Origin of the sequence: Legionella sp. W05-934-2 (assembly GCF_964199965.1) — a bacterium.
In the GTDB taxonomy this organism is placed as follows: Bacteria; Pseudomonadota; Gammaproteobacteria; order Legionellales; family Legionellaceae; genus JAFIFT01.
The window spans coordinates 1-25406 of record NZ_CAXMZT010000019.1; the positions used below are offsets into that span (position 1 = coordinate 1).

The following is a 25406-nucleotide window of genomic DNA, read 5'->3' on the forward strand; positions in this document are numbered from 1 at the left end:
TTCGACGGATAGTTTCCCTGTGGGCTCCAAGAAATTCTGAAGCTTCTTCAATATTAAAAGTATTCATAAGCAACCCCAGTTATAAGCCTGCCCCTCATGTTGTTTATGGATATTAATTTCGAGAATCAAAAGATAAAGCCTTACAAGTTCACGTTCAAATGAAACATTAGCAGGCATTAATTCATCAAAATATATTGTGCGTAATTGTCTTATCGAACAATGCAATAAATCAGCAATGTTTTTAAGACTGTAGTTTGTTGACTCTAATAGATAATTAATGATGTTCTTACAGGTTGGTAGCCTCGGGAAACCAGAAATATTATATTTTCTCACCTTGCATCTTATCATGATATTTTTTTCCACTTCCAAAGCATGATCTATAAGTAATATACTATTGACCACAACACCTAATGAGGAAAACCAATGAAGATTAGCTTTAAGTCTCTTTGTGAGGCTGATTTTTCACTCCTTCTGAAATGGTTAGAAGCTCCTCACGTTAAAGCTTGGTGGGATCAGGATATCGAATGGACACCTGATTTAATTCGAGAAAATTTCGATTATATAAAGGGGTATAAGTTTTACAATGGCGTTGCTAAGGCAATATTACTGGATACCTTAAAGCCTAAGCTCAATTCATTTTATGAGCAATACGGTGCAGAAGTGGTTTGTGAAAGTCGATTATTCTCACATCCAACTGAAGTTTTAGCGATACGCGTATCGTAAGTTAGTGAACATATTACGCGTCATTTCATTGGTCAATGCTTCATTATCATATGGATTTGGAATGATGCATTGCATCAATATATTGCCTAAAAGTGCTAGCTAATCGATTAGGTTTATCGGCATACCAAGAATTTAAAGCCTGAAGATCCACACAATGCATGAAATGATAATTAACACATACTGAATATATTGGCCACACTATTCTAGATAGTGCATATCCTTCTAATAATTTAGCTTTTGGTCATAGGTCTAACCAATTTTCAATGCACGCATCTACCATCTGATGCCATATTAAATCCTGTTCGTTTACTCCATGATGGATAGTGGCTGTATATAGAAAATTATGCAAAGAAAAGAATGGATGCGAAATGGACAATTCACCCAAGTCAATCATTGTAAATTGATGGGTTTCGGTATTAATTAACATATTGTTTGTATTGAAGTCTGGTTGGACGACCGTTTCACAGATACCATATTGAGATAATGCCTGGAGTTGCTCTTTTACAAGCGGATATAAATAATTCAACTTATCTAGCTCAGATTCCGTCATCCCATCCGCTTTTAAAAAATTTTTGTCATTGATTATTTCCTCATATAAATTAGGTAATCGATTTAATCGCCAATCGGGAATACCTAGCTTAAGAAGTGGCTGAATATAAGCTTCTGTGGATCGTTGAAACGCTGTGAACTGCTTGATTGCCTCATACAGTATATGTGTCTTATTCTCTCCGACGATATATTTACGCAGTGCAATTCCAGCGTCTTTCATGAGGAAGCAGTGTAAATCATCATTGTTAGCAACTATATGAGGTACACTCGCTTTAACTTGATGCGCCAAAAACCCAATTACGCTAGCCTCTTTCGCCAGTAACGGCACAGGTTGTTTTAAATAAAAAGTACCCTGCAAGGTAGTCAAGCGAATCACATGAGACCAAGGTGTTTCTTGAATCAACTCAGGTTGTCCAACCAAGGGATAACCTTGAGATTTCAACCAACCAGTTGCCCAGGTGATAATATTTGAATGATTTTGCATTTTTCAACCTACATATGACTCAATCACACCTATCCTAATCCAAGAATAGGTTATATCTCAATCTCATGAGGGTTTGAGACACACTTCATTGCAGATAAATCACTTAACACCTTTTACAACGGTTATTTAAAAACTAGCTTAGAGGGCTCATCGTTTTGCAACTGTTTTTTAATTTCTTCTCTATGTTCTTCTATTTTAGACTTCCAATTAGCAGATAGCTCCTGAACACTAGTTTGTTCTGGCGAGCACTCTTTAGATAAGAACATCTCAGGGCCACCATGAACAAAGTCAATTTTCATTCGACCTTCCTTCAAGCTAATTTTGAACGATTGGTCTTTTTCTGGTAAAAACTCATGCTCTGAAATTCGCACAAGTTTTATTTCTTGACCCCAAGGGTCTTTATATATTAAACCACTACCCGTGCTAGTTATGTCTATTTTACTACCATATTTATTCGTATAAGAACCTGAAAATGCTTCCAATGGAGGAGAACGTGGCTTTTCTGGATTGGCGAGGTGCACCTTATCAAACCATTCTAAGCGATGACGCTTAGATTCATCGTTGAATGCCTTATTACACGCCTTGACATAACAACGCCTAGCTTCTGCAAAATCGCCTTTATCCTCAGCAATCTTCCCTGCTAGCGTTTCTTTCCAACCCGGCTCATCACTTTGAGCATAATGCAAGTGTTTAAAAACTTCCTGCATCTTGCCAATAGGCGCAAAATCAGATGAATTCATCAATTGCTCCGCGATACTGCTTCCATTTATCGAGTTTGTAAAAAATGCCGCCCCTTTTTGTGTTGTCACATTGATGGCAACAAAAGACCGCGTATTAGGGTTTTCACCATACTGATAGGCGATAAGCTCACCTTGCTTATTTTTATAGAGATGCCAACCTAAGCCACATTTCTTAAAACTATCTAATTCCATGGGCTTAAATGCCTTATTGAACGTTGGATCCTCCATTTTCTCTAACCATGCAGCGATAAATTTTGAAAAATCCTCTGCGGTTGTCAAAAGAGACCCAGCAGCATTAATGCGAGGCTCTCCTGTATAAGTATTACTTGATTTCCCCAGCTCAGTATGAACTTTTACAAGATTAGTATCCGTTTCGGGTTGTGTCAAAAATGTAGAGTCCTTCATTCCTAATGGGTCAAATACGAATTTTTTAGCAAGTACCTCAAGATTTGAGGTATGACCACGCTTTGCTACTTCTTCAAGAATTTTGGGTATATAGTGATTAAGCTCCTGGACATTGGCAAGCTTCTTTAAATCACAATTTAGGGTTTTTAGGTCTATTGTGCCAGATTTAACTACCCCTGTAAGATCAACAATTGTATATCTTAGATTCGGAGGATTAATTGAGACATACAGTTTATTTTGTTCGAAAGAATCATTCTCTGGCATTAAAGCAAGTTGTGGCTCATAAAGTTTTTCGATAACTTGTTGTAAGTAGTAAATCGCTTCATTTGAATAGGCATATTTCTCGCCCAGTTTTGAATCTGGATCAAACTCCAAAGTTGAAGTCACATCTGATTTTACATTAGGAAGCCCGGTAGTATGCGATAAAACATGCTGTGCTGTTAATTGTTTTGCTTTCTCAGGATAGATGCCAGTCACCATGAATCTTTTGTTAGGAAGAATAGCGTGTAAAGAATCATCCAATTTTATTTTTCCATCCTTAACTAACTGCAATACCAAATAAGTAAAAACAATTTTGCTAAGGGAAGAGGCCGGAAATCGGGTATGCTCATCGACTTTATTCAATTCAGGATTGGTAGATTGAGCGTCTTTTATTCCGCAACCAATTGAATTTTTAACACTATTTGGTTTGTCTTTTGATTCAGGTCCTTTTTGAAGGGCAGCAAAAGAATAAGCTACGGCTGGAATATTTGCAGATTTAATTAGCTGTTGTAATTTAGGCATGCTTAATCTGAATTAAAAATATATTAACTAGATTATAGTATAAATAGTGCCACCTCTGACCAGAGGAAAACGGTCTTTCAAAACATAACAAGTTGATCTCCATAAAGAGCAATTAATTTCTTATTAGAGCTACATCCAAGTTGCTTTCTGGTTTTGTCAAAATAATATTCTACCGTTCGGAAAGAAATGCTTAGTTCTTTTGCAATTTCCTTGGCTGACTTTCCTTGTACCATAAGGAGTAGACAACGTGATTGTTGCTTTGGAAAATGAATAGGAAGATTTAATTCGTGATGGAACAGGGTTAATAGGGACTCATTATCTTCTAGTTTTTTCCTATGCCGCGAGCTCATGAATTCATTGGTATTCGGAAGTTTGATACGCTTTTCTTTGAATTTCGCCTCTAAAATTAAGTCCCCTGCTTTTTGATGATACTGAGCAATATACTCTGTGAGAAAAGCACCATTGTTTATAACCCACTGTAAAAAATCAGGTTCATTCAAATCAAAAAAGAGCGAATAAAAATGTTGGCAGTCGTGTTCGCGTCTCAATAGATGTACTGAGTTTCTGCCATAATTCTGTGAGAATTGTTGGCCTATTTTGGTTAAAAATGGCATGAGAACAGTACACTCTTTATAACTATGTTCAAGCGTTTTATTAAGATACAGACCATCTGCTAAAACCCTTCCGGACTTATCAGTACATAGTGTAGGAATTTGGTGTTGTTTGTAGTAAGCAATCATGCGCTTATCGGCTACAATCATTGATATTTGATTGTTGGAAAACGTAATGTCGTGCATAAAATTTACAAAAGATAACTTTTTATAGGGCGCACAAAGCTCTTTTATTAATAGCGCAGTATTCATAACTAGAAGATCTCTTTTTCGTAATTCCTTAAATAATCCTAGCTAGTAGTTATACGGATAGGATTTAACTCATTAAGTACTATAATGTAATTATATGTCAATTTGTGTTTATAGGGGAATATATGTCAAAAGATAAGTCAAATAAACCTGATGACAATGAAGACCCAAGAAAAAAGAGTATTAGCAATAATCCTTGCGGCATTTGTCGTGCTTTGGGAATGCCTGTTTGTAAAGGGCATGGTGGTGGTTCTGGAGGCGGTGACAACTCGGATAGCAAAGACAAAAATATGACCGACTCGCAAGAACAATCATCCATGCTCCTAAGTTCTCTTATTCCAAAGCCAAAAAATAGTACACTCTTTGATTTACTTAGCCGAAGTCCATTGTGGTCACAGATTGATGAATTTATTTTCCAATATAAAAATCCCTTTGCTTTATTATCCATGACTATTAACATGGAAAATAACACACTGAGCTTAAAAGGACGCGATGATTTAACGCAAGAAGAGCAGCAAGCACTAGATGCGCTGTTCAATTCTATTGAACATGAACTAAGCGTATTCAAACAAGAGAACGCTAACACGCGCCCTATTCAAGCGAGCATGAGTCGAACTGGTAATGAGATGACTCTAAATATTCCCGACCCAAAACAATTCGATGCATTTATTCAACGCCTGGCCGATAAAAATTTATTAGTCATGTCTGATAAGAAGTTATTGTTAGCACAGCCTGGATCGGAGCAAAAAGCGACTAAAGATACTATTGAATCACCACAAGATTCCAGCTGGAAAGCACCGACTCCTTTTGACTCTAAATTCTAAAAATGGAAGGTAAATCGAAAAAACAGACACCAACTATATGCAGTCATCCCAACACGTTAGGGGCCTGAAACCCTAACGTTGAAAGGATGCGTTTGCGATTATAAAACACTTGAATATAATCAAACAGAGCTAATTGAGCCTCTTTTATTGATGAGGTAATATCTAAACAAGGTCGATCGGAGATCAGCCCAGGCACTTTTTACTGGGATATTTTTTACATTCATGTGTATAAGTTGTATCTACGCTTAGAGTGTAAATTTTGGGCTCATTATCCATCAAAAAAATATACTCTGGGTCAATTAGTACTTTATTGCTTTCAGCCAAGTTTGTTAAATATTCGGACGTTTCTTCAACTGCATTACCTGATCCCATCCACTGCTTAATAAAAGAGGAGATTGACAATGGATCGTTTGTTGTCATCTTACTTTCTATATCCTGAATTAAAGAATCATTCACATCATATTTATTGTTAAAATATATTTTGCCATTGATGTGAAAAAGAACTTTGAAAATCGATGAATCCGAATCCTCAACTATTCCAGTATCTACATTTAATGAAACAACAACTCCTTTGGCAGATTCCACATTGAAAGGTACCCCATAAAAATCAGTCCCATTGTATTTTGCGATATATTTCTTCAAAAAACTTATTGCTTTATCAGTTTGCGGATCAAAATAAATATCAAATCTATAATTATTAGGGGCAGCCCCATCAATCGATGCCCAACAAGCAGAACCTCCCGTAAAAGTAAAACCTTGACGATCAAGTTTTTCTGTGAGTAAGCGATACATGGCCCCCTCAATTTCGTCGCAAGTTAGATTGTAATTTGAAAAATCTACTTTTAAGCGAATGATTTGAGTGGGAAAGTCTTTTGTTCTTCTTTTGTCTTGCGGGAAATGTAAATCAGATTTTGATTTGGAAAAATGATAGGTCTGCCGCAGGCTACTTGAAAAAGAATGAGCTGTTTTAGTTTCTTTGGATACTATTTCCGTTGGATTGGCCAGCAATGAATTCGATAGTAGAGCCAACGAAATGGAGAAGATAAATTGTCGCATTTTTAAGTCCTTTTAGTTAGATCCTACACTGTTATCTTCGATATGCAAAATAACTTTCATCAGTAAACCTGTCAAATTGGATACCCAATGAGTGTAAATTTTTTGTTAAATTAAGTTGCATTAGAAAAAATCAAGCATCATTTTTGTATAATGTCCAGACAGAATAATATCTGTTTAACTGAGTTAAGTGAACTTAAGGGGTATTCATTGCTCCACAATTTAAGGGGCTTGCTATGCACGTTGTTTTGTTATTAGGATCATCAACCGCTGGAAAATCATCCTTGTGCAAAGAATTAGTTACAACGCATGGGTGGAAATCTTCGAGTATTGATGAAGTAGTCGGTAAACTCGTTACTATGAGTCTTAGCGATCTAAAGTTACGAATGTTTGAAAAACTCAATACTTCTGGTGTAATAAAAAATCTTCAAACACTAATGACTGAAGAGGAACTACTCACCTTATGTGGTAAAGGAGTACTTACAATATCCAAAGGCAGTCATCTAATTAAAGCGCATGGTTTCCCTAATCCCTTACTTCCTAATCTAGAAGGCATCTTAACAAAAGCTGGATTTCTAGAAAGCGATATACCTAGCCTTGCTAAGGACTTACGGTTTGTGACCCAAATAAATGATCCAATGGTAAAGCTTTATGATGAGGTGTTTGATAAGGAAAATTCTGGACAATCCATTGTAATCGACCTAGTGCCAGACCCAGATGAAAGTGCTAAAGAGTGTATTGACCATTTTCAAAAGCGAGCACAGCACTTTAGAGAAGAAAACCCGAAAGAACTAATAACCGTCTCTGTAGTTTTTGCTTATTGCCCTATTCAAAAGTTAAGCGAGCGTATTCAAGAAAGAAATCGTAAAGCAGCCATCAATAATCCTATGGATAAACGGGAAGGGCTATTTCCATTTCATCAGTTGGCAACCTTTGTCACTGCGGATAATGTATTTAATGATTCTTCAGAGCACATGGTCTCAAGAAATGAATTGTTTTTTATAGTCAATAAACATGCTAATACGGACACAATCGATGATTCCTTATTTTTAGAGAACCCAATTGATCCAGATGCATTAAAACAAAGCTATGAAGAAGTTCAAATTGTAAGCACTTCAAATGGTGAGGTCAGGCTGCAAATTACCAATAATACGGTGAAAAAACCTTATGAAGATTTACCACGGATAGGCTCTAAAAAAACAATTGAGGAGTACAGTAAACTTGCTAATCGCTTTGGTTTTTTTGAAAATCAAGAACGTGCTTCTCTTAATATTCCAAAAGGCATCGAGTTTGATGCTGTTATTAATACTGCTAAAGGAAGTCCAGCAACATTGGCTAAGGAATTTTTAGAAAAACTGGAAGAAAGTATCCTTTCCTCCAAACGGGTATCGGTACTATAATAAACCTAAAAAACAGTGACACCTAATGTTCTACTTTCTTATCGCCATCCCTTTTTTATTGGTTATCTTAAAACTTCTATTAACCAATTTTCTTATCCCCTATTTCAAGAAAAATGGGCTAAAAAACCACTTAAGTCAGAGGTCTGATTGGTCAACTATAGTAAAAAAGACCGCCATTTTGGAGGCACTTTACAAAAAAGTCCACTCAAAATCCTCTTCCATAGGATATCGATTCGTGCATTTGATTCAAAATATAGTGTATCCTTTCGTACATTTTTCACCTTTAAAACCATTTATTTTTAACAGTTGCCAATTCGATATAGTCTTTTCTTCAACTACCTCTATTAGAAATAGGTAGTTAATCACATGCCTCAATCGATACATTAGCTAATTATTTCCGATTTCTAAAGAACTATTTTTTTCACTCGTTGTTACAGCTCCTGTTTTCTCAAAGAGGCTAAGGTTTATTAGAGACTGCTCAACAGAATTCGATGATACATTTAACTCTTTTTGAGCGTTAATGAGCATCCTGGAGCCCCACTTCAAAACTAACTCCATAGGCCCATTACTGTTTTGCTTCTCAACGGATAAATTATAGGGAGACCCGATATCCAGAGGTAAATACTCATTGAGTTTTGGTTGTGCTTGTTGAAACAGTGAGTCAACTTGCTGTTTAACCTCTTTAATGTCACTACCAACCACTTCATTATGTAATTTATTATAAAAAACAGCCCAATGCAGACGGATTTGGTTTATATAAGTTCGTTTAACTGAGTCATAGAAGGGAGTCCAATCGACTGTTTCGCCCTTATTTTGTCTGGCTAATAGTTTTTTAGCTAACAAACAACCCGACTCCCACTCTTTACTAAGTCCCAGTGATGAGGAGTTTAGGTCTGTGCCGCTAGTCCATGTTTGGCAATTTTTTAAAAATACGTTCTTAAACTCAGTTGATTCAAACAGCGTAGTTACTGCGGTCAACTGTTTAAAAAATAACTGCAATTTTTCAAAATAAATTTCCTCTTTAAGTGCTCCTTGAGACCTACGGACTGATTCCTGCTCAATCTTTTTAGTTCGCACCATGCCCAATGCTTTTATTTTTTCCTCTGAAGGTGCATCAAATTGAATGAATTTATCTAAGGAGATCAAATTAGAAGAGTTTAGAGTTAATACATAATTAACTATAGTCATCATTTGTATCAATGATTTTATATGATCATCTTCATAAGAAAGAATCATCTCACAGCTTCCAGGTTGACCTTGGCGAGCAGCACGACTTTCGCCTTGAACTTCCACGCGTAAATTTGCAGGATAAAATGCAAAAATCTGATGCAAGCCACCAGCCTCTTTACTCTCAGGTGAAAGCTCAATATCGGTTCCTCGCCCTGCGGTGTTCGTAGCTACGGTAATAACACCCGCATCCCCTGCCCTAGCAACCACATAATCTTCTGATTCTCTCTGGGTTGCATTTAACAACTGATGCTCTATGTTACGTGATTTCATAAACTGACTGAATTCATTCGATTCATTAATTGTTTTAAATACAATCAGACAGGGACGTTTCTGTTGTTGCATCGCAAGCGCTGATTTTAAAATCGCTTCATACTGAGTTTTTTTATCCAAGCAAAGTTGTGGCTTCAATGTAACCCGTTGGCAGGGAAAATGAGGTGGGACATCAAAACAATCCACCTTATATATGTGCTTGATCTCTTCACGTTCAACCGCCTCACCCATAGTCCCCGTCAAGGCCAAAATATGACGATACATGCCAAAATAAGTGGGATGAGATAGGGAAGCTGCCGTTATGGTTTCAGCCTTGGGTTGTAAATTATGTTTAATTTGCAGGAATTGATGCAGGCCATTTCCCCACTGTGATCCCTCCTGAAATCGTCCTGTATTTTCATAATCATTAATAACAATATCATCAACGGTTTCTTTGCTATTTGAATTAGGAGTACGAGTAGCTTTTACAAGATAATCGACACCATGAACCTTCGTGTGAATCGCATCGTTCGCACTTTCAATCCAATCCTTTAGTCTCTTTTTGGAAATAGTTGATACGAGTTCGCGATACTTACCCTGCTCATAATCCAATAAATAGGCGTGTAATTGGTCAGGATTAATCTTTGAATTCTCTTTGACTTTATTAAAGATAGGTTTATATATCCAAGCGATAGTTTCATTAGATTGCACTGACATGAGAGCTGAATTAAGCGCCGTATCTAGAAATAGATTATCCACTTCATCCACGATTACTGTATCAAAGGTTCGTGGCTGTAATTCCCCATTTCGATAAGAATAACGCAATCCTGCTTGATATAAGCCGTCTCTTAAATAGGCGAATTCGTAATCGGTGTTCGTCCCATAGAGTATTTGCCCCTGAAATTGGGTCTTTGTAACATGTTCTCCACAAATATGTGAAGAAGTAAGACCTAATTCCTCATAAAAAGGTTTATATTTTTTAGCGTCTCGAATGGCTAAATAATCGGCAGAAGTTACGATATCAACAAAATCTCCCTTTAACGCTGAAATGGCCGCTAGAATCGCAATAATGGTGGATTTCCCTTCTCCGGCTTTAATTTGTGCGATACGACCTTTTAGGTTCTCGGGTGAATTGAGTAAGGCTAAAATCGACAATACCTGAGTGTCATGCGGTTTTATTTTATAAGTTCTGTAGACGGCCTCACAAACAAGCGCAACTAATTGACATCGTAATTGTAGGTCATTGCTTTGTTTGTATTGCAAACCAAGTCGTTGTGCCTGTTGTTTAAGTTCTGAGAGAGAGAGTTTACTTGCAGATTCTGCCTCGAGATTGACCCGCTCAAGTTGAGGTTTAAGTAGCTTTAACTCTTCAACAGATAAGGGAAAGGAAACAAGTTCATTTTTTGTGGAGAAAATAGAGATTAACTCATCAATTCCTCGCTTAGGAAATTTTGATTGCCGATATTGGTCATACTTTATCTCAAGTTGTTGGTGCAAAGTCACCAAATTAGGTAAGTACGTTTTGAGTAAATCAGCTAAGCCAGGTTGTTCACGTAACTCTACCAATAATCGACACACATGAGTGTACTCTTTTAAATGGCGCTGCTCTTGAGGGATATTCGCTTGAAATAACATAAAAAAATAGCGAACACCATTATATTTCTTAAGATCAAGAGCCGATCTAATCAATTGTGCAAAATCCCGTTCTTCTTTAATATTGTTTAAGCAAAGGTAGACTGCTTTGATGAATAATAAACGCTCTGAATTACTCCATGATTGACAGCGTTTGGATTCTTCATCTAGGAATAAATTCCAAGAATTATCAAGAGATGGCAGGTATTTCTTTACGACTGTCGATGAATTTTTTCTAAATAGGAGGTAGTCCGTTTCCTCTTTTAAATAGGCATCGAGTTCAGATAAAGGGCGATCGGTCGATTGAGCTATAAACAAATGGGTTCTAAACATCATATTCTCTAATTTTTTTCGTAAGTGGTTTGCTGCTGCACAGGATTTAATAACGTATCCTCTAGCTTGCATTTTTTGAAAAAGAAGAAGTCATTTGATAACGAGGACATTGGATTTTCTAGACGTTTTATAATCTCACGATGCCCCAAGCGGGAGGCTATCTGTAGAGGGCCTACTCCTTCTTTATTGCACAACTTCTCGTTTGCGCCTAAATGAAGTAATTTAACCACAGCCCCCAAGTTACCCTCTTTACAAGCCAGGAATAATGGCGTTTCGCCCTGATTATTTTCCGCATCCACCAAGGCCCCAGCACTCTCTAACAAAGTAATCATTCGGACGTGACCAAACTCTGCAGCAAAGTGCAGCGGGGTATTTCCTCTGGAATCCGTAGGGTTAGAGTCTAAATCGCTTGAGGTTAATAGAACCTCTGCAGCCTTGTCCGCACCTTGAATTGCTGCAAGATGCAGTGGCGAGTATCCCTTATCATTGATAAAACCTAAGGGTACATCATCTAAGATAAATTCATTTAATAGGGAATCATTATTAAAACGTGAAGCAGCTTCAACCAATTTTTTGTCATGGTCTTTTTGATGAAAAACGGGCACTTGTTGAATGAATTGCAGCATCTCCGGATCATTACTCATCACTGCATGTTCGCAAACGGTATTACCTTCAACATCCGCATAATCAATGCTTGCACCCATATGAATTAAACGAACAACAACTCCCACTTTTCCGTGTTGTGCAGCAAGATGTAATGCCGTTCTTTTAAGGTATCGATCATTCTTAGCAGATGGACTTTCTGGTTTATCTATTTGATATCCAGAGTTCACTAGGTGAGTAACCACCTCTTCATGTCCTTCTATGGCAGCAAGATGGAGTGCATTAAACCCTTTTTTAGTCACCTGCTCTGTATCCATTGTTTCAGAGCATAAGCGCCTTACTATATTGATAAGCCCTTTTGCAGATGCCAGCATTAAAGGAGTCAGCCCATCCCTGTCAGGTCGATTTTTATTGCGGATTAAGGGTATCAAAAAAGCGGACGCTTCGACGTGCTTTCCATTAATTGCATAATGCAGCGCATTGCGCCCGAACCTATCTGTTTGATCAGGATTGGCGCCATGACGTAATAGCAGTTCCATCATTCGGACATTGTTGTTGGCCGCTGCCAGCATAAATGCAGTTTCTCGATTTTGTCCAAATTGGTCAACTGTCGTAGTTTTAAGCAAGAACTGCACTACTTCATAATTATCAGCACGTGCAGCTTCATGCAAGGGAGAGTATTTATTTCTTAGAGAGTCTGAATGGTTTGGACTCAATTTCGAAGATAGATCGGATAATTGTTCAAATAATTTAATTTTCCCTCGTTGCAAAATCATTTGCACCATTGAAACACCGGGGATCACTTCATCATGAATCAAGGTTGTCAAACTGTCAGGAAAATAGGTTGTTAATAAGCGCAATCGGTACGCCACAACCTCATCACGTACATTGGTGATTAATGTAGAGAGCACATTATGACGCCCCAAAGTCAAGGCCGGATTAAATCCAATTTTCTGCAAAGTACGTAATAAATTATCCGCTGTTGCGGTCTCTCCCAATATTTCGATGGCAACATCGATATGTTCAAATAAATAAACCATCAAGTTAATTGAAAGGTCTTTTAGAATAAGTGACTGTAAAGTACCATTTGATTCGAGTAACTCAGCTGCAGCATCAAAATTACAATCTGCTATCAATTCCTTGAATTCTACTAGCGTACTATTAACAGAATTACTTTGAGGAAGCGTGTCTGATTTTGGTGGGTTAACCGGTTTATTTTCTTCATTTTTCAATACCGGAGAATTCACTATGAATCCTTTGTATTGCTCAAAGAGTTTAATCAATGCCATTGATTTGCTTAGATTTATTTTATTGCCCAAATCCAGTGGCCAATCTTTTGAAGGAATTTTTTCAAGCAAGAGCTCAAACATCTCTTTGTCTTCACGTTCAATAATAAAATCGAAAATAGCTCTCGGTTCGCATCCCTGCTCGAGTAATAAAGCGACTAGTTCCAAATTACCTGACTTAACGGCTAAATCTAAAGCTGTATTCCCTGCTTTATCTAATTTTTTTTGCAGATTTTTAGTTTTCTTCAGAACTCTTTCAACAATTTCAACCTGACCACTTTCGATTGCGGCACTTAAGAGCTCCTGTTTTTCAACTTCCTCAGGCGTCATTGTTTTTAAGAATAAATCCAATACCGCATCTGCCCCATGTTGGGCAGCTAAATAGGCCAATGAGTGATCATTGAGCCATCCTGAGGATAAATCCTTTTTTTGCAACCATTCTCGGACATAACTCGTCTCATTAGCCATTACCGCATAGTGAATCAACTGAATCGTTTTATTTGTATTTTTATATACAGCCCCTTCATCCAATAAAGCATAAACCATGAGAAAGTGTCCACGCTGTGCTGCAATCGCTAACAGACTTTGCCCCTCGTATTCAGCATTGATATTCCATTTCGCTTTTGAATTTAATTGGGTATAGCGTTGGTAATCACCATTTCTCACTAAATAATAGAGACAGTCATGACCTTGATTGTCCTTCAGAAGTGAGTTTTCGCCTCGCTCAAGCAAAAGATCGGCAATCATCGGCATTCCCGATTTAAGGGCAAGTAAAGATGCGTTTTCACCTTGACGATTCACCGTATTGAGCGCTGCCGTTTTGGCAAGTAAATAAGCGACTTCCATCTGCCCAGATTGAATGGCCAGCATCAAGGCTGTTTCTTGAGAGCTGGTTTTTGCATCGATGGTAGCGCCTTTGGAGAGTAAGTACGTTACTATATCGATATACCCCATTGCCGCAGCAAGATGTAAGGCGGTTTTTCCGGATTCGAGAGGAAGATTCACTAAAACACCACGCGCAAGCATGGCTTGAACTGCTTTTAAATTGCCCTTTTGTACTGCCAAATGAAACGGTGTCAATCCATCGGATTTTCGGCGCGCATCAAGGGAAGCCCCCTTTTCAATCAGCTTTAACACTACCTGCTCTAATTCATTTTCAATAGCCTTATGTAAAGGGGTCATGCCATTGTCTAAACAGGTATTCACAACAATAGCTGGCTGGTCTAAAAGGAGCATTGCAACAGCTGCATGATTGTTTTGAACCGCCAAATAGAGTGGAAAAAGCCCATTAGACAATCGATGGTTAGGATTAGCACCTAGCCCTAATAGGGTTTTAATGACTTCTATATTCGAATGCTCAACTGCAATCAGAAGGGGGGTTTCCCCAGAAAACGATTTCGCGTCACATTGTAATTTTGAAGAATCATTTAGAATAATATGCCGTAGGACTGCTTCATTATTCTGACGTGCAGCAACATGAATAGGCAAATACCCTTGATGGTCTTTAACATTCAATTCTTTGGGGTCTTTGAGGATTTTAATGAACTCGTCAAGTGGCAAGTGACCTGCAGCATAATGAATGACTGTGGCACCGTCTTTATCATGCTTTAACTCAATTAACTCCAAGTCATCCTCATCAGAAAGAATGAGCTCGTCGTCAAAACGATCAATAACGGGTATACGTAAAGCAACGTAACTCTGGCCATTGATTTCAAATTGGCCAAATTCTTCTATCTTATCCACTTCCTGAATGACCTGATCCGCATGAATCAGCGGCTTTGATTGCATATTGGGTAAGGATAAACCACATCCCCCAATAACCCGGAAGGTATCGCCTGTTTGATCTGCTAGGTTTTTATTGGTAAATCCAATCAAAGTATGCACGTAGTTTTTGCAATGATCCAGATTAGCTAATTCAGGAATGGTCAAGATTATCTGACCGATTTTTTCAATATTTTGCAGGAGTAATTCCAACCTATTTATTTCTTTTTCATAGATTGATTTAATGTTTAGGATAGCATTTTGTGATAATACTAATAATGTGTCTTTTGCCTGCATCTGCGGTAGTTCTTTTAATTTTTCCTCGGCACGCACCTCAATGTTGCTGCATTCTGACTTTAATTGCTTCATTTTATCTTGAGCTAGTACAATGAATGAGTTTATTTTGTCTAACTCTTGCTGAGTAATTGTATTTACCTGAACCTTTGCTGTTTCCCAACTTTGATTATACGACGTTGTTTTCTGAACTAACTCTTGTTGAATCCGAGTTATTTCTTTATTAATTTCACCATTTTTATTATCTACGTTTGTAAATGCTTGATTCAACTGAGTGATATTAGTGCTTACGGTTTGAACCAATTGGTTCATAATCGCTTGATTGAGTTTTTGAGCCTGGTGGGGCAGCTTATTAAACGTAGTTTGCTGGGTTGCTAAATGCTGTTGCTGTTGAACTATTGTTTGCTGGTATTGAGCTTTAGCTTGATTATTCGAAACGAGAGCTGCATTCAATTGGCTAAGGGCCTGTGTTGCCTGCTGATTCAATTGCTGAAGTAGCGTATTAAAATGAGCATCCACCTCAAGCAACTTTTTTTGTTTGCCCTCATTTAGTGAGGGGATTAGTTGCGTGACCTTATCCAGTTCTTTTTGCTGATTTTGAATCAGTACATCAATTTCCTTGAGGTTTTGCTCCTTGGTTTGAATTATCTTGGAACTTAACTCGTTATAAGTTTGCTCAATATTCTTCTTTAAATCTGAAACAAATTGTTTGAATTGATTACGCAACTCCTGATACTGCTCATCTGGAATTTCATCAATAAACTCAGATTCAACTAACTCAGGATTGGTTTTCCAGCGTAATTCAAGATGGTTAACCCGCTCTTGCATCCAAGTTTTTAGCACCAATAGTTGATTGGGAACATCCAGAGTACTGAGTTCTTTTTGTTTCTGCTCCGGCATTCTTTTTTGGTATTTTTTAATTACCTGATGCGTTCCCGCTTTCATCTGACTGACAAATAAACGCAGGCAAGCACTTGCCTCTTGTACTATCCGCTCCACCTCATCCTCATTGAGCTCCGTTTTTGAGTCCACTGGGATATGTGTGGATAGTTTTTCCTTCATTAGGGTACTGATGGTTTGACGTAAAAGCTGAGTCACGGATGGTGGTATTGATCCTAGATGCTTTTTATTAAAATACTGAGCCAACTGCTTGTCTAAATTGACTCCATTGTTGTCTTTTTGGATGCGTTGCAACAACTCGCTCAATAGCAAAGACATAGGATAAGTATGATGGTATCGAACCGGAATTGGCGGTAGTGCTTTAGGGAAGACATACGAATTATCAGATAACTCTGATGAAAATACGGGTTTTTTTCCCATCTCATTCAAAGTGGCATAGAAATAACTTAATGACGTAGTCACTTCTAGTAATTGGAAAAATGGCTTACAAAAAGGTAATTGCGGCAGTTTATTCTTAATCTCTTCCGCAAAGGCTTCATAACACTGACGCAGGCGTCTGTACTCTTCGGGATAATGCCCATGCTCTTTCAGATAATTTTCGATGTATTCCTTATAATCTGGCATCATGTCAATGGTATATTCAATACGAAAGGTCGGGCGTGGAATTAAAATATTTTGATGTCGCTCAATGCCCTCTTGATAAGCAATAATTCTAAAAGAAGTCATAAAGAGCTGTTTATAGTTGCGATTACCCTGATTCTCTTTAATACCATATTTACTCGCCATCTCCCTCAAAGAAAAATAGGGGGTACCTTTTATATTTTCTTTAAAATATTTTTTCAAATCGATTAACATCGATCGCAAAAATTCGTCGTTAAGATTGGCCGTTTCGTGCCATTTTTCTAAAAAGCTTTCGTCAAACAGTCCACCGTTTAAGTAACATTTCATCCAATAATCCTAGAAAACGCAGCTGAAATTTGAGATATTCCGTCAACTTATTGATTTAGTTGGATAAGAAGATGAAATTACCAGAATTATCGACTCACCCAAAAGGTGAACTGGCCAAGCCAAACAAAAAGATCAATTACCTACCAGATTGCTCAGAAAGTTTCGACAAACTACCTGTTGAAACATTTGGTGGGCGGGTTCATGTTGAATGGGATCCTGAGTCCTCGGTGACACCATTAGGCCAACTTGCCTTTTTTATTGAATTTTTAAAAATGGGTAATTTATTGGATCCTTGGATAGAGGATTGTCCGCTTTCATTTACAAGTAATAATGCGCCAACAAAACGAGAAGTGTTGGGCACGTTATTATTATCAATTTTATCAGGGCATCGTCGTTATGCCCATGTTACAGGGATCCGCAATGACGGGGTAAATCCAGGTTTATTGGGCATCGATAAGCTCGTCAGCGAAGACTCTTTGCGTCGTGCGTTGCTAAAGATTGTTGAGGAGGAAGGGGTAGCTTGGCTTCAGAAGCATTTAGAAAAATGTTATGCCCCTTTGCTTGAAATTCCTTGGGTTCTTGATGTAGATACCACGGTGAAGGTTTTATACGGTAAACAGGAAGGAGCTGTTGTTGGTTATAATCCTAAAAAACCAGGTCGCCCCTCCCACACCTACCATACTTACTCTTTAGCGAATCTTCGTTTAATTCTTGACGTTGAGGTTCAAGCAGGCAACCTAATGGCTGCGAAGTATACGGCTCCTGATTTATGGGCTTTATTAGATAGGATTCCAGAGAGCCATTGGCCACAATTTATTCGTGGTGATTGCGCTTTTGGAACAGATGGTGTGATGAGTGCTGCTGAAGAAAAAAGAGTTCCTTATTTATTTAAACTCAAATTAACCAAGAACATTAAGCGCCTCATTGAGCGTCTGATGTTTAATCAGGAGTGGAGCTGTGCAGATCAGGGTTGGGAAGGCCAAGAGTCTGCAATCCAATTACAAGGCTGGGATAAGAGCCGACGAATTATTGTGCTACGCAAACGGGTTAATAAAAATGTTCTTGCCGTTACTGAAGATACTAATACACAGCAACTGAAGCTTAATTTTGCTGAACTGGATACGAAGACGGCTATTTATGAATACGCGGTATTAGTGACCACTCTACAGGATGAAGTCGTTACGATAGCGCAGCACTACCGCGATCGTGCTGATAGTGAGAATGTATTTGATGAGTTAAAAAATCAGTGGGGTTGGGGAGGATTTACAACGCAGGATTTAAGCCGATGTCGTCTGGTTTCGCGTGCCGTAGGTTTGATTTATAACTGGTGGAGTTTATTTGTTCGTTTAGCAGATCCTAATAAACATTTAGAAGCAATTACTAGCCGACCATTATTGCTTCATGCTGTGGCGAAACAAACAACTCATGCCGGACAAACCCTGATTAAAGTAACAAGCACCCATGGTAAGACAGAAAAAGTAAAACTGTTTTTAGGACGTATTACGGCATTTTTTAAATCATTAAAGGGTGATGCGGAGCAGTTAACTGAAGAACAACGATGGTATCGAATATTGAGCAAAGCTGTTGAAAAATACTTAAGGGGACGACAGCTACAGCCACCAATTTATATGCCATTAGTCACATAGAGGCTTTTTTATCGATTAATTACAGAAAAAAGTGCTTGTCTTTAACGACTTGCATGGTTTTCTTTTGCAAAAAATTGGGTTCTTACATTACATAGTGCAATATTGGGAATTTTTGCGCTACTGCTTTTTTTAGGATAATCAAGCAAACCAATTATTTTACCAATGTGAGTATTGCGATAGGCTGGGTGAATTACAGGATACAAATAGCCGTCATCATTAAAATGAAGACTAAAGAAAGGAAGTGATTTTTGTTCGTTAAATCCTTCATTAAGCTCTAAAGCAATTTGAGTAAACTCCTTTTGCGAAAGCTTGTGTTGATGGATTGGAAAGCATAAAACATAATCATTCGCTTCTGCATGAGTATCACTATTGATTAAATCTGTGATAGTAGCCACTTCGGTTGCAACACCACCGATATCTCCCCCACCCTTATTACCGCCATCACTTATTTTGGAATTAGGATTATAACTATTGTAAATGCCAATTAGACCTGTGCTGGATACTACATTGCTAAATCCTGAGAGTGAAATGCTGTTTCCTAAACCCGTACCTGAGCCTGAACTAAAACCACCAGAACCTAATTGATTGAATTTATTATTAAAGGGGTTGCCAAAATGTGTAGAATTTAAAAATGAATAGGGCCTTGATTGAAAACTAACATTGGTTTTTGGGAGACTGAATGAAAAGGATTTTTGAGAGCCGGGATTCATTGAATGATATCGCATCCCACTACTATTAAGCGATGAGAAGGCTTTTGTTTTGGACCGCGTTGAGCTTTGATTGGGTAATCTGTTTGTTGAACCTATACGAACCCCAAGATTAAATCGCTGATTGGGTAGAATAAGACGTTTATATGAACTAAGCCCTGGATTATAAGTATGATTAAATCCGTAATTACTTTGCGGCAAAGAACCATTGCCCATTTGGGTTGGGCCCATGATTGAAAAAAACACGCCTATAGGATTAGAATATCGTCCTAAACCGATTGCTGTCATACCCTTTTTGTATACGTAATCAACTGCAGTCTCTTTGGCAGTTTCTGTAACAATAGTACTTGTATCTTTTCCTTCTCTATTTTTTTTAAATACCCGTACCAGTGGTCCAGAGTACTTACCAAGGCCAATAAGTGCAGAGCCTTTTTTAACTGCATATTCTTCCGTTGTTTCTTTAATTGCTTCCTCTGTACTCTCACCTTTTTCTTTTTTTTTCATTACCTCTACAACTGGTTTATACATACCAATCCTACCCTGCTCACTTCTGTTAAATTTTTTACATTATACTATTGAAATACTTGATAGGTATCCGTAAAAATACGGGTATTCGCAAATAATTATTTTCTCTCAAAGAGGAACGAACAAATATAAGCAGGAATATTGGTCTAAGCTATTTGTTTCAATGAAAAACATCCCCCAATTAATTGCTATTTAAAACCAGACTGTTTATATTAAACTCATTTTAATTTCATCATCCACCACAATAACGCTTTCTCATGACAAATGATGTTATAAAAAACCATGTAATGACTAAATATGGGCGGCAATTTGGCGAGTTATGCCGCCCTATTTTTAATGCAACGCCAATCAACTACATTGGCTTTGCCCGCCTTTATAAAGATGGCTCACGATCATACCTCATTAGTAATCCCAACTGGGGAGAAGTCCTACTAAAAAACAATTATCATTTAGCGGGTACAGAAGATGCCCTAATTCAAGGCCCTGCTGCAGAGCATCAACTCTGGTCCATTTCATCGATGTTTTCAATTAATCAACAAACGGAAAATCTCTTTAAAGATTGTGTCGCAAATAATTATGGGAATGGGATTACGCTACTTGAACGTGGAAAAGATTGTGTAGAGTTTTTTCATATCTGCGCAGATAGTGGTTATGAATCTGTTAATCCCTATCTAGAAAATAATATTGACCAACTTTGGAATCATATTCTGCATTTAAAAGAAGTGTTATTTAGTAATAAAGAACTTAAAGACGCTTATAATCTTAAATATTACTATGATATTAAAGAAAGGCTTAGCAAGAGGCATGACCTATCTAATAATTTAGATACATACCACCCGAAAGAGATAAAAAAATACTATTTAGGTGGTAACTTTGGCGATGCCTATTTCACCCAACGTGAAATCGACTGTCTTAAATTAATTTATCAAAATTATAACGCCAAAGAACAGGCAAAAATTCTCCAGTTATCCCATCGCACTATAGAATGTCATCTCGAAAAGATTAAGCAAAAAGCCCAATGCGCTTCTTCATCGAGGCTAATAATTGAACTCGCAAATAACAATGCCTTTAGAAGCCTTTTTAAGGTTTGAACGATTTAAAAGCGAGTTATAGTCGAAAGTGGTGTATGACAAAATAAATTAGATGGCGTATTCTGTTGATTGTTCTTGGAGGAACAATCAACAGAATACGCCACCCAAGCTACAAGAAGCTGATTACATTACTTACGATTTTTCAACCTTGTTGTCTCAACTAACTTAGGCTCAGGCTCTTTTGACCAGTCAACCACCCGTGCCCCAGAATAATCCCAACGATAAAGCCAGGATACCCCATAATGAGAATAATAATTATCGTTTGATTGATACGCAGCATCACTTAACGCTTCATCAAGAGAAATAAAATGATAATCCAATTCTTTTGCACATTGTATTAACTCTTTTAATACATAAGAGTTGATAAGATTAACATGCAACAACCATATATGCTTAATGTTACGCCCAAAGAGTTGATATGAGACCTGTTCGTAAAACATAAACTTGGCTTTGGTATGCTCTAGATAATCCTTAATAATTTTATCTTTTTCTTCAGGATGAGATAATAAATACTGATTGAACAGCCAATCGTCAGTATCAATGGTCACTGGCGCTATCTGATAACCTTCACCATTCAGAAAGTATTCTGCTTGTGTCCGTATCGCTACAGTCTCTCCTGTATCCAGATAAGGATGACGAAAATAATGATAGGTTTTGCCTACGTTCATCATGAGTTGCTTTGAGACTAATTCACCGTCTTTAACCTCTTTCTGAAATGCATGTTCATCTAATTGGCTAAGAGCACTATGTGAATAAGTATGGTTTCCTAAATCAAAGCCATATTCAATCCATAGGGTTAACAGTTGGACCTTAGCGTCATATTCATCATCGGTGTAAAGCTTGCCTTCGTTCACAAAACCAATAGCAGGTGCGTTAAATTCCAATAAATTTTTTATGATTCGTTGATTCATTGGTTTTTGTTTTTTCACGGAACTATCAGGCGCTCCTGGTAAATCATCAAAGGTTAGTGCTATTTCATGAGTATATCCATGAGTTACGTAAGACCCGAGTAGAATAAGGATGAATAAGTTTTTTCTATGACTCAATTTAATGCTCAATTTCTTCAAAAATAACTTATGTTAATTTATGATAACCTCTAAATCTAGGCGCATTCACTAGCGAAAACGCACTACTTATAATATTTTTCCATAACGTAATTAGTAAGACTCACACCACGAATAGTAACATTCTGTTGCTTTACAACATTAAAACCTTTTCGCTCAAAAAAAGGCTTTGCTGTAATGCTCACTTCGGCATAGACGCGTGCTAAAGACTTATTCATAGCCTCTTGGTCAATCACAGCCATCAATGCAGAGCCAACCCCAACACCTTGAAACTCATGATGTACGTAAAAACAATCGATATGTCCATTGGATTCAAACTCTGCAAAACCAACCACAGTATCATTTATCACTGCCACATAAGGCACTATTTTTTCAAGCTTTTGTTTCCATCCACTATAGTCTTGAACTGAAGACCAAGGAGCCCAGACGTCTATCTGTTCTTTTGTATAATCTTTTGCATTAATTGTATGAATAGTATGGTAATAAATCTTACTAATACACTCAGCATCCTCATCCTGATACCGTCTGATTTGAATCTTTTTTTCTGTAACCGTATTAACCATTTTAAGTACCCTTAATTTATCGCATCATGCACTTTTACATGTCTAACAAAGCAGATTTTTAGCTTACACCCAATGTGTGGTATTTTAGCATACCTTACACTCGCTTATTTATAGCAAAATATTAAAAATGAGCTTTAATGAAATCAGAAAACTCTTCTTTAAATATACTAAATGAACTCTCTGAAGCTATTAACAAACTTTATGGCTTTGTGGCTCTACCAGGCGATAATTTTGGTGAGCCTGCAATTAATTCAGGCCCCTGTGCTGTATTTGCTAATTCATTTTTCAAGCTTTGGAACCAAAAATTTAGTGAACAAGTGCATATTGTATTTATCATGCAGAAGGAAACCGATGAGTGCTGGCATACTTTAATACGACTTCCTAATGGTTCACTTTATGACGGTGGTTATGGGGTTCATAGTGAAGAGAAATACAGTAATGAATTTACTGTCATAGATATGCATGAATACAACAAAGAGCTATTAGAAAAACATGCTTATGGCCTAGAGAGAGAATACTCACGCTGCTGCCCTAGTTTCTCAGTGAATGCTATAGAGCAGCTTATAGTAACCTACTTAGAACAAATACCTAAAAATAGTCCGAGTAATGCTACTATTCCATCTGTTGAGAATGAAATCACGGCGCTTCTGCAGGAGCTACTTAAAAAATTACAAGCCAATTTATTAGATAGTTTTATTGGCCTGTACGTTGGTGGTTCTATTGCAAATAATAGCTTTAATAGAAATACTAGTGATATTGACTGTTATATTATTACCACCGAACCTCTTCCAAAAAATACTATTTCTGAAATTGAGACCATACATCATGAACTCTACTCAAGCCAAGCTCTCTATGTAAAAAAGATTGAAGCTTCTTATATTGCCCAAAACGACCTTCAAAATTTTAACCCAGAAAATACACGGCCATACTTTAATGAGGGGCGTTTATATTTAGCACCTTATGGCAATAATTTTATAATAGAATTATCGATACTTAGAGAGAAAGGAATCACCATCTCGGGTCCTCATATCAAGGATTTAATTAAAGAAATTTCACCCAAACAACTACAGCTCGCCATTAAGAAAAACCTAAATGAGTACTGGCGAGTCATGTTAACTGATTTAGAAAAACTCAACCGAAGTGATTATCAAGTTTTTGCCATTTTTACCATGTGTCGAACCCTTTATTCTTTAGAAACTGGACTCATCACATCAAAGACAAAAGCAGCCGAATGGGTAATTAATAAACACAATGCCGCATGGAGCGACTTAATCCAAAAAGCCCTTACTTGGAAGCCAGAGTCGGAACTAAACCAACTCAAGGAGACTCAACAGTTTATTAAGTTTGTATTGGATTTCGTATCACTCTGTTGAATAATTTAAGTTCTGCAATAAAATCTTTTTTGAGATATCTGGATCAGTTAAACTTGAGACATAATGAAAAAAGCTAATGAGTTGAAAATGAGTTCAAAAAAGCTATTAACAGATGAGAAGCAGTTTTTTTCTGAGATTAGTGAATTACTGCAAGCAGGCCGAGAAGTAGCATACCGTTCAGTAAATTCTGTTATGGTTAGGACCTATTGGCAAATTGGTAAACGTATCGTTGAGCAAGAACAGCATGGTAAGACACGTGCGGATTACGGCGAATATCTGATTATTAATTTATCTCGGCATTTGACTGATCATTTTGGCAAGGGATTTTCTGTTGCTAACCTTTGGAATTTCAAACAATTTTATCTGACCTTTACTGACTTTAAACAACTCTCTACACACCGCGTAGAGAATCTAAGCTGGTCTCATATTCGTTTGATTATGCGCTTAGATGATGAAAAAGAACGACATTACTACCTAAAAGAAACAAGCTCCCAAAATTGGAGTACCCGTCTATTGGAACGAAACATCAAAAGTGGCTATTACCGACGTTTGTTGTCTACTAAAAGACAGGAAAATTTAAGTGCTCAAAATGAAGAACAGCACCTTAATTTTATCAAAGATCCCTATGTTTTAGAGTTTTTAAATGTTCCTGAAGATTTAAGAGGCCAAGAAAGTCTTTTAGAGTCCAACATAATAGAGCATTTACAAAAGTTTCTTTTAGAATTAGGCAAAGGGTTTTCATTTGTTGCGCGCCAAATGCGAGTGAGCACTGAAACATCACACTTCTATATTGACTTGGTTTTCTATAACTATCTTTTAAAATGCTTCGTGGTTATCGATTTAAAAACGGAGAAACTCACACATGAGAATATCGGCCAAATGGATATGTACGTGCGGATGTTTGATGAGTTAAAACGTGGAAAGGACGATAACCCCACAATAGGTATTATTCTTTGCGCAGACAAAGATGAGACGATGGTTAAATATTCCGTACTGAAAGAAAGCAAGCAAATCTTCGCTTCTAAATATAAAACTGTATTACCTACAGAAAGAGAATTGTTAAGCTTTATTGAGCAGGAAAACTATAAAAATTTACTGTAGCAGATTTGTAACAAAGTGTAGTATAACCCTAGTTGTTTCAGGCAGTTGTAGGCAGTAATTGGCTGATTTGTTACATCGCAAGTTACTGATTTCATTATTAATTTATCTTGATCAAATTGGCTTCGAACCAAGGTGTCGGGGGTTCGAGTCCCTCCGAGCGCACCATTTAAAATCAAGGACTTAGCTCCAAATTGTGTCGGCGCATTCTAGCTCCAAATGCGACAATCATTTTTATACTGCTGTATAAACACTTCCTTAGGCATTTTATACCCTAAACAC

At 37.4% G+C, this 25406-nt stretch carries 17 protein-coding genes; 7 read left to right on the forward strand and 10 right to left on the reverse strand.

Features of this window, described 5'->3' with window-relative positions:
* Window positions 1-423 precede the first annotated feature (423 nt).
* On the forward strand, window positions 424-723 hold the full coding sequence (locus AB3348_RS14685; RefSeq protein WP_367608387.1) for a hypothetical protein: 300 nt from the start codon (window positions 424-426) through the stop codon (window positions 721-723).
* A 241-nt stretch (window positions 724-964) separates the two neighbouring features.
* Here AB3348_RS14685 and AB3348_RS14690 read toward each other — a convergent pair whose 3' ends face one another.
* From AB3348_RS14690 to AB3348_RS14700, 3 genes are all read right to left on the reverse strand, one after another.
* Entirely contained in the window at window positions 965-1756 is a 792-nt protein-coding gene (locus tag AB3348_RS14690; RefSeq protein WP_367608388.1) for a hypothetical protein, read from the reverse strand.
* 122 nt (window positions 1757-1878) lie between these two features.
* Window positions 1879-3684, reverse strand: a complete 1806-nt coding sequence (locus AB3348_RS14695) for a serine hydrolase domain-containing protein (protein WP_367608389.1) — start codon at window positions 3682-3684, stop codon at window positions 1879-1881.
* Between the two features lie 77 nt (window positions 3685-3761).
* Window positions 3762-4547, reverse strand: coding sequence for a helix-turn-helix transcriptional regulator (locus AB3348_RS14700; RefSeq protein ID WP_367608390.1), 786 nt, complete (start codon window positions 4545-4547; stop codon window positions 3762-3764).
* A gap of 122 nt (window positions 4548-4669) precedes the next feature.
* Here AB3348_RS14700 and AB3348_RS14705 point away from each other — a divergent pair, with 122 nt between their 5' ends.
* Window positions 4670-5368, forward strand: coding sequence for a hypothetical protein (locus AB3348_RS14705; protein ID WP_367608391.1), 699 nt, complete (start codon window positions 4670-4672; stop codon window positions 5366-5368).
* Between the two features lie 43 nt (window positions 5369-5411).
* On the opposite strand, the gene AB3348_RS14710 is transcribed toward AB3348_RS14705, so the two are convergent.
* A complete protein-coding gene (locus AB3348_RS14710; RefSeq protein WP_367608392.1) occupies window positions 5412-5564 on the reverse strand; it encodes an IS3 family transposase in 153 nt (50 codons plus the stop codon).
* Complete coding sequence (locus tag AB3348_RS14715) at window positions 5552-6424, reverse strand: Lpg0189 family type II secretion system effector (RefSeq protein WP_367608393.1); 873 nt, start codon at window positions 6422-6424, stop codon at window positions 5552-5554. Before AB3348_RS14715 ends, AB3348_RS14710 begins: the two co-directional genes overlap by 13 nt.
* Before the next feature lie 233 nt (window positions 6425-6657).
* On the opposite strand from AB3348_RS14715, the gene AB3348_RS14720 reads away from it, so the two are divergent.
* A complete protein-coding gene (locus AB3348_RS14720) occupies window positions 6658-7821 on the forward strand; it encodes a hypothetical protein (RefSeq protein WP_367608394.1) in 1164 nt (387 codons plus the stop codon).
* Window positions 7822-8208: 387 nt separating this feature from the next.
* On the opposite strand, the gene AB3348_RS14725 is transcribed toward AB3348_RS14720, so the two are convergent.
* Window positions 8209-11268 (reverse strand): hypothetical protein, encoded by a 3060-nt coding sequence (locus tag AB3348_RS14725; RefSeq protein ID WP_367608395.1) that lies wholly within the window; start codon window positions 11266-11268, stop codon window positions 8209-8211.
* A gap of 5 nt (window positions 11269-11273) precedes the next feature.
* Window positions 11274-17057, reverse strand: coding sequence for an ankyrin repeat domain-containing protein (locus tag AB3348_RS14730; protein ID WP_367608396.1), 5784 nt, complete (start codon window positions 17055-17057; stop codon window positions 11274-11276).
* A 71-nt stretch (window positions 17058-17128) separates the two neighbouring features.
* Between AB3348_RS14730 and AB3348_RS14735 the strand changes: the two genes are divergently transcribed.
* Complete coding sequence (locus AB3348_RS14735; RefSeq protein ID WP_367608397.1) at window positions 17129-18703, forward strand: transposase; 1575 nt, start codon at window positions 17129-17131, stop codon at window positions 18701-18703.
* 41 nt (window positions 18704-18744) lie between these two features.
* Here AB3348_RS14735 and AB3348_RS14740 read toward each other — a convergent pair whose 3' ends face one another.
* Entirely contained in the window at window positions 18745-19938 is a 1194-nt protein-coding gene (locus AB3348_RS14740; protein ID WP_367608398.1) for a hypothetical protein, read from the reverse strand.
* 254 nt (window positions 19939-20192) lie between these two features.
* On the opposite strand from AB3348_RS14740, the gene AB3348_RS14745 reads away from it, so the two are divergent.
* The gene (locus tag AB3348_RS14745; protein WP_367608399.1) at window positions 20193-21026 is read left to right on the forward strand and encodes a helix-turn-helix transcriptional regulator; all 834 of its coding nucleotides are present in this window, start codon (window positions 20193-20195) and stop codon (window positions 21024-21026) included.
* A 128-nt stretch (window positions 21027-21154) separates the two neighbouring features.
* On the opposite strand, the gene AB3348_RS14750 is transcribed toward AB3348_RS14745, so the two are convergent.
* Entirely contained in the window at window positions 21155-22093 is a 939-nt protein-coding gene (locus tag AB3348_RS14750; RefSeq protein ID WP_367608400.1) for a polysaccharide deacetylase family protein, read from the reverse strand.
* Window positions 22094-22155: 62 nt separating this feature from the next.
* Window positions 22156-22653: a GNAT family N-acetyltransferase gene (locus tag AB3348_RS14755; RefSeq protein WP_367608401.1), complete on the reverse strand. Its 498-nt coding sequence runs from the start codon at window positions 22651-22653 to the stop codon at window positions 22156-22158.
* Between the two features lie 137 nt (window positions 22654-22790).
* Here AB3348_RS14755 and AB3348_RS14760 point away from each other — a divergent pair, with 137 nt between their 5' ends.
* Window positions 22791-24026 carry an aminoglycoside adenylyltransferase domain-containing protein gene (locus tag AB3348_RS14760; protein WP_367608402.1) on the forward strand — a complete coding sequence of 412 codons (1236 nt, stop codon included), beginning with the start codon at window positions 22791-22793 and terminating at the stop codon, window positions 24024-24026.
* A 63-nt stretch (window positions 24027-24089) separates the two neighbouring features.
* Window positions 24090-25127, forward strand: coding sequence for a YhcG family protein (locus AB3348_RS14765; protein ID WP_367608403.1), 1038 nt, complete (start codon window positions 24090-24092; stop codon window positions 25125-25127).
* Window positions 25128-25406 lie beyond the last annotated feature (279 nt).

Coding starts and splice junctions, on each gene's coding strand:
- AB3348_RS14700 (WP_367608390.1), bottom strand. CDS start 4,547: ATGAATACTGCGCTATTAATAAAAGAGCTTTGTGCGCCCTATAAAAAG.
- AB3348_RS14740 (WP_367608398.1), bottom strand. CDS start 19,938: ATGTATAAACCAGTTGTAGAGGTAATGAAAAAAAAAGAAAAAGGTGAG.
- AB3348_RS14760 (WP_367608402.1), top strand. CDS start 22,791: ATGAAATCAGAAAACTCTTCTTTAAATATACTAAATGAACTCTCTGAA.
- AB3348_RS14690 (WP_367608388.1), bottom strand. CDS start 1,756: ATGCAAAATCATTCAAATATTATCACCTGGGCAACTGGTTGGTTGAAA.
- AB3348_RS14765 (WP_367608403.1), top strand. CDS start 24,090: ATGAAAAAAGCTAATGAGTTGAAAATGAGTTCAAAAAAGCTATTAACA.
- AB3348_RS14730 (WP_367608396.1), bottom strand. CDS start 17,057: ATGAAATGTTACTTAAACGGTGGACTGTTTGACGAAAGCTTTTTAGAA.
- AB3348_RS14705 (WP_367608391.1), top strand. CDS start 4,670: ATGTCAAAAGATAAGTCAAATAAACCTGATGACAATGAAGACCCAAGA.
- AB3348_RS14755 (WP_367608401.1), bottom strand. CDS start 22,653: ATGGTTAATACGGTTACAGAAAAAAAGATTCAAATCAGACGGTATCAG.
- AB3348_RS14725 (WP_367608395.1), bottom strand. CDS start 11,268: ATGATGTTTAGAACCCATTTGTTTATAGCTCAATCGACCGATCGCCCT.
- AB3348_RS14745 (WP_367608399.1), top strand. CDS start 20,193: ATGACAAATGATGTTATAAAAAACCATGTAATGACTAAATATGGGCGG.
- AB3348_RS14720 (WP_367608394.1), top strand. CDS start 6,658: ATGCACGTTGTTTTGTTATTAGGATCATCAACCGCTGGAAAATCATCC.
- AB3348_RS14715 (WP_367608393.1), bottom strand. CDS start 6,424: ATGCGACAATTTATCTTCTCCATTTCGTTGGCTCTACTATCGAATTCA.
- AB3348_RS14695 (WP_367608389.1), bottom strand. CDS start 3,684: ATGCCTAAATTACAACAGCTAATTAAATCTGCAAATATTCCAGCCGTA.
- AB3348_RS14735 (WP_367608397.1), top strand. CDS start 17,129: ATGAAATTACCAGAATTATCGACTCACCCAAAAGGTGAACTGGCCAAG.
- AB3348_RS14685 (WP_367608387.1), top strand. CDS start 424: ATGAAGATTAGCTTTAAGTCTCTTTGTGAGGCTGATTTTTCACTCCTT.